This window comes from Agaricicola taiwanensis (assembly GCF_014635245.1).
In the GTDB taxonomy this organism is placed as follows: domain Bacteria; phylum Pseudomonadota; class Alphaproteobacteria; order Rhizobiales; family Methylopilaceae; genus Agaricicola; species Agaricicola taiwanensis.
On sequence record NZ_BMCP01000012.1, the window covers coordinates 1 to 11,821 of the forward strand.

Sequence of the window (11,821 nt, forward strand, 5' to 3'; positions counted from 1 at the left end):
CCGTCGGCGAGACCGGGGGGTGCAAGGTGCAAGGGCGGACGGGCGGAGGGGGATCACCCGGCCTGCACAAGCGGATCGAAGTGATGACGAAGATGCGAAGCACGTATCCGCGCGGAAGGCTGGGGATACCGCCCGGCCGCCCTTGTGCCGCGCCAGGGGGCAGCGCCCCCAAGCAACCGGCCCGGCCAGAGCGAAGCGGCGGCCGGGCGTGTGGACCGAATCAGGATATGGGAAGGCGGCTGGCCTGAAACCCTGCCATCCTGATCGCCGCATCGTATTGCAAGGAGATTCATCGTATGAGCATGCGAAAGCGCCCCGCCCAAGGGGCGAGGCGCTGTCCCGATAGTGTCAATCAGTGACGATCATGCGGGCGTCGCGGGCGCGTTTCGTATAGAGGCTCAACGGATTGTCGGCCGTGAAATACAAGTCGCGTTCGACCGGAAGGCCGAGTTTGCCGCGAACGGATCGGATCTCGGCGAGGCTGACATAGCCGAGTTCCGGTTCGCCAAGGCCAAGATCGCAGAGACCGAAGAGACGGTCAGGGTATTCGGGATCGGCCTCCGTGATGAGCCAGGTCGCGCCGGCGTCGGGCGTGAACAGCTTGACGACGGGTTTCGGGTCGATGCTCGCGCCGGCGGCGCTGCGCGCGCCATTGGCGAGGAGCTGGGCGAGTTGGTCGTCCGTGATGAGCGGTTCGGCCATGAGTGCCTCCATTCGGTGTCACCCTCCCATCGAGGGCAAGGAGGCGACCGGCCGACGCAATCGAGCGGCGTGGTCAGGCCCTACACGGTTTGGTGCGGGCCGGGCTTGACCGCGCTGCGGCGGCGGCCAGCGTTCGATGGTCCTCGTTGAAAGGGATATAAATGGAGGCGTCGCCGCCAGAGGCAATGCCCAGCACCTATTTTTCGGACGCGAAAACAGGTCAGAAACAGGGCTTGAAAAACCATTGTGACAGAATCCAAAAAATCGCCGTCGAAAAATGTTGTGTAAGTTATTGATTTAAAACAACTTACAGCACGCCTTGAAAAGCGAGAGGCATCAAGGTAGTTCTATTAATAAATTAAGTAGTGTGACATGCCTTATGACCAACGTTGCGCAGTACCTTTCCGAGCATGGTCCCTCACGTTCCTCACGGATCGTTGAGGCCCTTGTCGCATCTGGTTTATCCGCAGAGGCGGCGCGTCAGCGCGTATCGCGAGCCAAGCCGCCGATCCGCAGCTTTCCTGTTCCGCTCCTGCCTAAGCGCGAGGCGTTCCTCTATCTGGAGAAGGATCGTAACGGCGAACGGTTCTGGCAAAATTTCCTGCGCGATCTTCGCGAAACCAATTCGATTACGGCAACGGCTATCGACGGGGTGATCGCTCGGGGCGGCATAATTCCTGCCGAGCAATTCGCCGTTATAAGCGGTGCGACGGTCAGGCCGAAGACCGGGCAAGTTCCGGCTGATACGGTCGCCAGCCGTCTCATAAAGTCCGATTTCCTCAAAGAATTCCACGACCCGGAATATGGCCGCTGTTTCCACACGGCTCCGAGCTTAGCCATGGGCACGCCCGCTGCCATGCGGGCGAGAGACATTACGGAACGTGTCTTGCTGGATGGCCTGCGCGAATGGTGTCGAAAAATTGGCCTCGCGAGCTACAACGCTATCCGCATCCGGGGCGACGAAGATTTGAAGCCGATTGGGCCTTTCGCATTCGATCTTGCCGGGCCGAGCTATCTCCTACCGTTACAGGGATCGGCAAACAAGCCGGGCTTTGTTGTGGCGGACGTTTTCGCCGAAGGCATTTTGACCGTCCATGAGATTCAGTTTTTCATTCGCAAAGCTCGGGTTCTCAAAGCCAGCTTCAAGGGTATCGGCATTCTGTCGATCATCGTTGCGGAAGGCTTCACGGGCGAAGCAATGACCGCAGGGCATGCGGCGGGCGTTATGCTGGCAACCCCCAAAGACCTGTTCGGGAAGCGTGTCGGCGAGGCAATCGCCTCGCTCTGCGAAGTGCTCAAGAATGCCGCGAAATATGCGTCATCGAGCCCCGAACGTCTCACCATGCTGTTGAACAACCTGTTCGATATCGAAGGGCGCAACAAGAACCTTCGGGGCATCCTGTTCGAGATGGTGGCGGGCTATCTTGCAAGGCGCACAGCCATGACCATGGATATGGGCGTCACTGCCAAAGACCCAAGCACCGGGAAGACAGCCGATATCGACGTTCAGACGATCACCAACCAGAACGCAGTCGTCACGGCCATTGAATGCAAGGGTAAGGAGCCAGGCGGTGTGTTGAGTCTGGCAGAGGTGGAGGAATGGCTCGCAAAGATTCCCACATTCCGCGCTCATTACGCTCAGCACGGGTATTTACGCGAGGCAGAGCAGCGCTTCGAAATCTGGACGAGTGGCAGCATCGCACCTGATGCGCTGGCGAAGCTGGAAGAAGAACAGGTCCGCCGCGTAAAGGCGAAGATCGACTGGAAAGACGGCGATGCCGTTCTGGCGTTGGCGAGGGCAGGCAAAGAGAAGGCCCTTGCCGACGCTCTCAACCAGCATTTCTTCCATCATCCGTTTGCCGAAGTCGCCAAGCAACTCGAAGCCGACGAGGCCGCAGGAAAAGTGCCATCATGGATGGCTCCCACGAAATCTAACCAGCCGGAGTTCCAAGCCTCGGCGATTGCTGTCGTCTCGTTGGATGGCGAGTTGGACGCCGCCGAGTGACCTAGCGCCTAAGTTCAGGATGGCGGGTCTGCCCTTGGCTTGCCTGCTCAAGCGTTGCGGTATCGGGAGGTCGCTTCAGGAAGGCTGCGAAGCGCTGGGTGTGCCGCACATAATCCTGACGTGTATGAGGGATCGATTGTTTGTGATCGACCGTGTTGTCGGTAACGGACATTCGGCGAATGCGGCCCGGCGGGCAGGGTTTCCGTCATTGAAAGTGGAAGACTACTGATACAAGCCCTATGCGTGTACACGCCCATGATGGTGTCGACCGTTATTTAAATGCGCTTACCTTACTTCACCCGCTATTTAAGCCAAGGGCCAATTGCTTAAATAAGGCTGCTCCCGCATAGTGGGCGCATGTCCGAATCAGCATCCAGCCTCCGGCTAGGCCGCTTTGTCGAGACCCCTGTTGCGGGGGAAATCGTGCGCGCCTTCGTGCCGCCCTCACTGCCGCCCGAACCGCCGATTGACGTGCTGGCCCTTCTGGAGCGGCTAAGCCTGGCCGAACGCGCGTTGGGTCGTCTGGACGGGATCACGATGTTGCTCCCGCGTCAGGAGCTGTTCCTCTACATGTATGTAAGGAAGGAAGCAGTCCTCTCGTCCCAGATCGAAGGAACGCAGTCCACCCTTTCAGACCTGCTCCGCTTCGAGACCGAGGCGCGGGCCGGTCAGCCAATCGACGACATTCGAGAAGTCTCGAACTACGTCGATGCAATGATATATGGGCTGGACCGGCTGGAAGACCTGCCGCTGTCGCTGCGCCTGATCCGCGAGATGCACCAACGGCTACTTCAAAGCGGGCGTGGCGGCACTAAAAATCCCGGCGAGTTTCGGCGGTCTCAGAACTGGATCGGCGGCTCACGTCCAGGCAACGCGCTGTTCGTGCCGCCGCCGCCGACCGAGATGGACGGTTGTCTCGATGCGCTTGAGCGTTTCATGCATGAGGACGGCTCCCGTCTACCCGCCCTGATTAAGGCCGGCCTGCTGCATGTCCAATTCGAGACCATCCAACCGTTCCTTGATGGCAATGGCAGGATCGGCCGCTTACTGGTCACGTTGTACCTGTGCGTCAACGGTGTGCTGCGCAAGCCGCTGCTCTATTTGAGTCTGTACTTGAAAACTCATCGCGCCGACTATTACCGACTGCTTCAGGAGGTGCGCGAGCACGGGGCATGGGAAGCCTGGCTCGATTTCTTCCTCACCGGCGTTGCGGATACGGCCAATCAGGCGTTCGAGGCCGCTACCCGTATTGTTGATCTGTTCAAGGAAGACCGCGAACGGATCACGACAGAGAGCGACCGGGCAGGCTCTGCACTGCGTATCCACGATCTGTTTCAGCAAAACCCGTTCCTGACCGCCAACCAGCTCGTTCAACAAACAGGGCTTTCGGCTCCCACGGTCAATGCTGCGCTCGCCGACCTGGAACGGTTCGGCATCGTCGAGGAAATTACCGGGCGCAAACGGGGGCGCGTGTTTAGTTACCGGCGATATCTCGCCATCTTGAGCGAGGGAACCGACCCGCTCCCCACGACGACTTAAGAGGGGAGCCTGTGCCGATAAAAACTATATCCGCCGCACAATTTGCGACCCCCTTCAATCTTAGGCCAAATCTCGTGGCATGGTTCCTTGGCGCCGGCGCATCGGCCGCCTCCGGCATTCCGACCGGCTATGCCATGATCCGCGATTTCAAGGCGCAAATCTTTTGCCGTGAGACGAACCTGTCAAAGCGGGAGATCGATACGGCTGATCCAGTCTGGATCGACAGGATTGATGCCTTTTTCCGGCAAACGTCACTGTTGCCGCCTGACGGCGATCCTACGGAATATGCCAAGGCGTTCGAAGCGGTGTATCCAGAAGCCCGGCATCGCCGACAATATATCGATGATGCAATCTCCAAGGGTACTCCCTGTTTTGGTCACAAGGTACTTGGCAGTCTTATGGCTGCCGGCAAGGTCGATTGCGTTTTCACGACCAACTTCGATCCGCTCATCGAGGAGTCGGCGCATTCGGCAAATGGGATTCTGCCAGTAGACGACCAGAACCGCCCGACTGTGGCGGCGATTGATTCAGCCGACCGTGCCATGCGGTGCCTCAATGAATCGGACTGGCCGTTGGTCGCTAAGCTCCACGGTGATTATCAGTCGATCGCGATTAAAAACACGGGATCGGAACTAGAGGAACAGGACGCCCGGATGCGGCATGTGCTGGTGGAATCCGGCAAGCGCTTCGGAATGGTCTTCGTCGGCTATAGCGGACGCGACGCTTCGATCATGGAGGCGCTGAACACGGTTCTCGATGCGCCGTCGCCATTTCCGAACGGACTGTACTGGCTCACCTCGTCAGCTTCGCGTTTACTGCCCGCAGTGATCGAATTCCTAGAGCGCGCCGGAGCGGCTGGCGTAGACGTGGCCGTCGTTGAGTGCGCGACCTTCGACGAACTGGCTGCCGATATCATCAAGGTAACCGATTTACCCAAGCCGCTTCTTGATCGGGTGATGGAAGGGCGACCTACGCCGCGTCTCGTACCCGTTCAGATTCCAAATGTTAAAGCCCGCGCATTCCCGGTGCTGCGCTATTCGGCACTTCTGCTCCAATCGATGCCGACCGCGGCTAGGCGCATCAGGTTGAGCCAACCGACGACATCCGCAGAGGTGCGCGAGATCTTCAAGGCGAAGGGATGTCGGGCGACGGCGGCCGCTTTGGGGCGTGAGCTAGCGGTGTTCGGGCGGGATCAAGAAATCCTGGACGCCTTGGCTCCGCTCGGCCCATCGCTCGCTGGAACGATCGACCTAGATCCGGTCGCCGATAGTTGGGCGATGGGATTGCTCTACGACACGCTCGTGCGATCTCTCGCCCGACAGCGCCCGCTCATCCCACGCTACAGGCGTTCGGGCCATTCGCTCGTCGTTGCAACACCGCGCGACGGCGATGATCCTGATCGAACGCGGCGTCAGCAACAAACCCTATCCCGGCTGCGCGATGCCTACGGCACCAGTCTGTTTGGCACTGTACCCAAACTTGGCTTCCCGTTTCAGGAGGGTGTCCAGCTCAAGCTGGAACAGGTCGATGGAAAGTGGTGGTGCGGCTTCGAGCCTTACACGTTCGTCCAGTTGCCCCGACAAGACACTCCCAAAACGGAAGGTGCGGAGGGTCTGGTCGCCGAAGAAGCTCCGGCTGAGATGGGTATGCGAGCCGAGCGCCGAGGTGATCCTGCCGGTGACTGGCGCCGCGAGCGATGGGCTCCGCGCTATAATAGGAATTGGGCCAGCATTATTGGGGCTTGGGCACAGCTTCTAACCGAAACGGGAGGCACGACTCGAAGTGCCTTCGGGCTCGAAGAGGGCACTGGCATTGATGCCGTGTTCAAGGTGTCACCCGTCACAGGGTTTAGCCGACCATCGCATCACCATACCTATTTCGACAGGAGCAAATGATGGCGAACCCAGCCCTCACCGAGTTGCCGCCATTCACGCTCTTGGATGAGCCGGACCTGTCGTTTTCGCCATCCGAGGCCACCCAGGTAGATGTCCATCCATTGCGCGGCCTCCTGAACTTCGGGCCGTATTCGAAAGGATCGTTTAGCGGATACACTCCCCGCATTCAAATCGCGACGGTTGGCCCGGAGAGCGCTTTCCATCGTCGTGGCGACCTGATGAAGCTGTTGCGCGGCGTGCATCGGCCTTCCGACCGATCAGAATATGTGCCGGAATATCCTGGTTTTGAGCGCCTATTCCGCGTGTCACTCGATCCCGCGCCAGCGAGCGCGCACATCAAGTGGCCTGAACACCTCGACCAGTTGCCGGGCGACGGCAACGCGCAGCATCGCCTATATCTTGCAATGGATGCCGCGCTACGCCGCCTCGACGCCGTTCGCAATGAGTTCGACGTTGTGCTGGTCCACTTTCCTGACAGCTGGGACACGGCGACACGCGGAAAATTCTTTGACGCACACGACGTGCTGAAGGCTCTGGGCGCCAAGTATAGTATTCCGACCCAGGTTCTGAACGATCGCGTCTTCACCTTCAGCTTTAAGGCCTCGCTCGCGTGGCGCCTTTCAACCGCACTGTATGTGAAGGCTGCGGGCACGCCATGGAAGCTCGCGCCACTGAAAGGGGTGCCGGCGGACACTGCCTATATCGGGTTGGCTTATGCCCTGCGCGGTGACCAACAAGACGCGCATTATGTGACGTGCTGCTCGCAGGTCTTCGACATGGACGGCGGCGGCATGCAGTTCGTTGCGTTCGAGGCGCGAGACCCGGTGGCCGACGTGGCCGAAGCGCGCAGGAACCCCTTTCTCAGCCGCGACGACATGCGCGCGGTCCTCGCCCGTAGCCTGGCACTCTATCAGGGGCGCAATGGCGGTAACTTACCAAAACGCATGGTCATTCATAAGACGACGGCCTTCAAGGAGGTTGAAATCGAGGGCGCGTTCGATGCGCTTACCGGCGTAGCGGAAATAGAGTGCGTCGAGGTCAGTTCGGTATCGTGCTGGCGCGGCGTCTGGCTCATCAAGTCGGGCGTGGAGAAACCGCCGTCAAAACCTTCGGGGTTTCCCGTGCCGCGCGGGACGATGGTGATCCGCACGGGCAATTCTGCCTTGGTATGGGTGGCGGGCAATGCTCCCGAGGTCTCAACCAAAGGCGATTACTATCAGGGCAAGAAGAGCATTCCCCGGCCGCTACAACTGATCCGTCATGCCGGCAGCGGGCCACTTGAACTCACAGCCCATGAGGCGTTGGCCCTCACGAAGATGGATTGGAATAACGACGCGCTCTACGACCCAGTGCCGGTTAGCATTCGCTATTCGCAGAAACTGGCCCGCACGATAGCGAACGTCCCGGACCTACCTCGGAATGTTTATCCTTATCGGTTGTTCATGTGAGGAGGTTTCTGCAAATTAGAAATGAGCCGAAGCGATGGTATTGCTGAGAACTAATTATGAAATCTGACTTAAATTATACTTCGTAAGAGACGCGCGCATTCTGCATTGCAAAGATGGCTTCGAATCGACGCCATATTATTTATCAGCCTTGGGGGAGGCATACCGTGACGACACCGAGCTATCTGAAATGGCTGGTCGATACTGGAGAGCGTCAAGCAACGGCGTGTGGCCGTGAAATCGAGATATGGGAACTAAATCCGCAAGATGACGCTGAAATCCTTTCAAACTGGGCTCGGCATTTCCGCAACCACTACATCGCCGATGCCGATTTACCGTTCATGGCTGGCGGAACGGGACTCGGCCACCCCGATTATCTAAGGACCATTCTCTTCCCCGATGCGAAGGTGGCACCCGGACCGAGCCTCCGATCGGGAGATTTTGGCGAGATCGTCGTCGCCGACTTCATCGAATATTTCCTAGGATATTGGTGTCCACGCGAGCTGCGCTACCAGGATCGCTGGAACCGAAATGACTCGACAAAGGGTTGCGATGTTATCGGGTTCAAGTTCGCGAACGAGGACAACCCCGGTCCGGCCGACGAGCTTTTTATCTTCGAGTCCAAATCTGGCATGTCTGCGTCCGGCGCGAACCGGCTCCAGGATGCGATCGATGACAGCGTAAAGGACAGACTTCGCGAGGGCATGAGCCTCAATGCGATTAAACGCCGCTTCTTCGATCGGGGCGAAATGGGCGATGCCCGAAAGGTCGAGCGCTTTCAAAACGAGGCCGACCGACCCTTTCGCCGGATCAACGGAGCGGCCGCCATTCTCGACGAGGCCGTCTTCGCCGAGACCGACATGGCGGCGACCAACGGTGCGGCTCATTTTAACCAAGAGAATTTGCGCCTTCTGGTTATCCGCGGACCGTCATTGATGAAGCTCGTACATACGCTTTACGAGAGGGCAGCCGATGAGGCCTGAGGCGACCGCGCTCACCATCCTATCCACCGCGCGAGCACGGGCAAAGATGCACGAATTCCGCGTCGCGCCAGCGGACTTCAATGCGTTGCCGCGCGACCCGTCGCTCCTCTTCTCATTGGCAATCGGCATCTTGGGAGATGTCGCGGCCGCCGTCGCAGATACGCTCGATGTTGCAGGAGTGGCACCGGCCGCGCTTCCTCAACCGCCCGGCTGGGACGAGTTGGATGAGGACCCGCAAGATGTGCTACGCTTTTCCTCAGTTTTCTTCGATGCATATTTGAACGCGCAGCTCGATGCCAACTTAGACACCGAATTTTCACTCCTGTGCGCAGCGGCATACTACATCGCCGGGAATGTCGGCAGCGCGACGGTAATCATTCGGCACATGACGGAGCCGGGCCTCGACCTCGCGGGCGGGCTTGGTCATCTCGTCTACAGCATCCTCAAGAACAGCTTCGTTCCGGCCGAGGCGGCCCATGCTCATCAAGCGGCGACGACTGAGCTTCTCCAGGCGCTAGCCGGCTATTTCAGCTTCGAGGCCGGGGCGGATGGCATTGCCGAAGCGTGCCGCAGAATCCGCGAGTATTTCCACCGATCCGGCTCACCGCGCGAATTGCTCTACGCCGACATTGCTGGCGCTTTGTGTGCGCTCAAGCTTAGAAATTCTGCCCGGACAATCCTGCCAACAGCATCAGGCTTGGCGCCGGACGCGTGGCGCCAAGCGCTCGCGAAGTCGCATTTTCCGATCGAACTCTGGCCTGCTCAGCAGCGGATCGCGGATGCTGGCGTGTTCGCTGGACGTTCCGTGGTCATTCAGATGCCGACCAGCGCTGGCAAGACTCGCGCCACCGAAATCATCATTAGATCGGCCTTTCTATCCGGTCGAGCACACCTTGCAGTGATCGTCGCACCCTATCGTTCGCTCTGCCACGACATCCGAGGCGACCTGGTAACGGCTTTTGCCGGTGAGAATGTGCGCCTGGACGAAGCATCAGACGCCTATCAATTCGACCTCGCACTCGATGCGCTGTTTGCCGAAGACTCTGTGCTCATCGTGACGCCCGAAAAGCTCCTCTATATGATGCGCCGGGCTCCGGACCTCGCCCAGAGGATCGGATTGGTGATCTATGACGAAGGACATCAATTCGACGGAATGACCCGGGGGCCGACCTACGAACTCCTCCTCACTTCGCTGCGCATGTCGCTCCCCGCTCAAACCCAGATCATTCTCATCTCTGCCGTGATCGGCAACGCGCCGGATGTCGCTGCATGGCTGATCGGCGATGCCGATGCGGTTGTCGGTGCCGAGGGTCTGCTACCGACGACCAAAAGCATCGCTTTTGCGAGCTGGCAGGACCAACGCGGGCGACTCGAATATGTGAAGCCGGAGGATCCGGCTGAGCGAGAATATTTCGTGCCTCGCATTATCAGCGACATCGCTCTACCGCTCCGCGGCAGGGAAACTGCCCAGCGTAGATTTCCTGAGAAGACCGGCGGCGACGTCGGTCTGTTCCTGGGGCTGCACGTCGTGCGCAACGGCAGTGTTGCGATCTTCTGCGGCCGAAAAGACAGCGTGACGAAAATCTGTTCGCGTGCTGTCGAGATCGTCGATCGCGGGGTCGCCCTTGAATGGCCGATTGAAACCTCGGACGCCGCAGAGGTAGAGAAGGTTCGCGCGCTTTGCGAACTTGAGCTCGGAGCTGGCGCGTCGGCCACCCGCTCAGCGGGGCTGGGAATATTCGCTCATCATGCCGACACGCCGCACGGCATCAGGCTCTCGATCGAACATGCTATGAAAGAGGGGCTGGCGAAGTTCGTCATTTGTACCTCGACGCTAGCCCAAGGCGTGAATTTCCCGCTCAAATATTTGATTGTCACATCGACGCGCCAAGGCGGCGAACAGATTTTGGTGCGCGACTTCCACAATCTGATGGGTCGTGCCGGTCGCGCAGGAATGCACACCGAAGGCAGTGTCATCTTCTCGACCCCGTCCATCTATGATCAGCGGCAGCAATTTCGCGGCCGATGGACGTGGGACCGCGCAACCGAACTGCTCGATGCTCGAAACTCTGAACCCTCTCGCAGCTCGATCCTTGCGTTGTTCGATGCGTATCAGCAGCGCCAACCGCCGATCGTCCAAGAGATTCCGCCCGATTGGCTCGACCTCGCTTTCGCCGATACCGCCCGAATAGACGAGGTCGTGGACGCAGCGCTCGCCGCGCAACCTAACATCAGCGAGCGGGAATTCCGCCGGTTCATCGAAGGTCGCGCCCGCGCTGTCCAGAATATCGCCGCCTTCCTCGTTGCCAACATGACCTTTGCCGAGGGAGAGGACGTCGCAGCGCGGATCGGTGAACTTGCCGCTAATACATTGGCTTATCACCTTGCTGACGAGGAGACGCGGGTTCGTCTCGTCGAAGTGTTTCGATCGATCGGGGATTCGATCACGGCCAACACCGATGGCGACCAGCGCGCGCTTATTCGACGGTCGCCCCTACCGCCGGCGGCGGTTGCAGAACTCCAAACTTGGTTGACTGAGAACCTGGAAACCCTGCAGACCGCAGTGCAAGAGAACCGGCTATTCGCCGAAATCTCTCCGTTGGCACTCCGTTTCACCACGTCCCGCGCGATCCAGGCGATTAGCGATCAGAATTTAGTTCCGCGCTCTCTTGAGGAGTGGGTGGCAGGCAGATCCTATGCCGTGATCTTTGACATATTGGCTGAGGCAAGAGTCCGGGTCGGGCGTGACCATGTCACCGTCGAAGATGCTGTCGCGCTGTGCGAGAGCGGCTTCGGCTACGATGTTGCGATGATCGTTGCATCGATAGCGGACCTGACCGAGGGCTTGGACGACGCACTGCACACGGGCGTCAGCCTGCTGCAAAAGCAGATTAAATACGGCCTGACTGATCGCGCGGCGATTGCGTTTCACGAGGCCGGGTTCGCGGATAGGCATGTAGCGAGCCTTCTCGGTCTCGTCTGGGGAAATGTGGTCGACCGCGGCGGCGTCCGCGCAGCTTGCCAGCAAGAGGAGATTGTACGCGCGGTGCTCGCGCACATTCCGAGCTATTTCGTCAAGGTCGCTGCTGAGCTTGGAGGATGGGCCTAACGCGGCCATGCCGGGTAGCTAGAGCCCAGAGCGGAACGCACATCTAATGACTGTGACGCAGCTCTACCTTCCCCTCATTTTGGAGGGACATAGAGGGCTATAGAATACACATAGTTCTCATCGCTATCCCGCATGGCCCGCCA

At 59.1% G+C, this 11,821-nt stretch carries 7 protein-coding genes; 6 read left to right on the forward strand and 1 reads right to left on the reverse strand.

The window, feature by feature from the left end:
- Positions 1–348: 348 nt before the first annotated feature.
- Positions 349–702 (reverse strand): DUF2958 domain-containing protein, encoded by a 354-nt coding sequence (locus IEV58_RS17940; protein WP_188411272.1) that lies wholly within the window; start codon positions 700–702, stop codon positions 349–351.
- Between the two features lie 379 nt (positions 703–1,081).
- Between IEV58_RS17940 and IEV58_RS17945 the strand changes: the two genes are divergently transcribed.
- From IEV58_RS17945 to IEV58_RS17975, 6 genes are all read left to right on the forward strand, one after another.
- Positions 1,082–2,707 (forward strand): hypothetical protein, encoded by a 1,626-nt coding sequence (locus tag IEV58_RS17945; RefSeq protein ID WP_188411274.1) that lies wholly within the window; start codon positions 1,082–1,084, stop codon positions 2,705–2,707.
- A gap of 357 nt (positions 2,708–3,064) precedes the next feature.
- The gene (locus IEV58_RS17955) at positions 3,065–4,246 is read left to right on the forward strand and encodes a Fic family protein (RefSeq protein ID WP_188411278.1); all 1,182 of its coding nucleotides are present in this window, start codon (positions 3,065–3,067) and stop codon (positions 4,244–4,246) included.
- Positions 4,247–4,320: 74 nt separating this feature from the next.
- Entirely contained in the window at positions 4,321–6,141 is a 1,821-nt protein-coding gene (locus tag IEV58_RS17960; protein ID WP_229729581.1) for an SIR2 family protein, read from the forward strand.
- A complete protein-coding gene (locus IEV58_RS17965; protein WP_229729582.1) occupies positions 6,138–7,589 on the forward strand; it encodes an argonaute/piwi family protein in 1,452 nt (483 codons plus the stop codon). The genes IEV58_RS17960 and IEV58_RS17965 overlap by 4 nt, the downstream gene beginning before the upstream one ends.
- Positions 7,590–7,753: 164 nt before the next feature.
- Complete coding sequence (locus IEV58_RS17970; protein ID WP_229729583.1) at positions 7,754–8,569, forward strand: Hachiman antiphage defense system protein HamA; 816 nt, start codon at positions 7,754–7,756, stop codon at positions 8,567–8,569.
- A 46-nt stretch (positions 8,570–8,615) separates the two neighbouring features.
- Positions 8,616–11,678 (forward strand): DEAD/DEAH box helicase, encoded by a 3,063-nt coding sequence (locus IEV58_RS17975; RefSeq protein WP_188411282.1) that lies wholly within the window; start codon positions 8,616–8,618, stop codon positions 11,676–11,678.
- Positions 11,679–11,821: the final 143 nt, after the last annotated feature.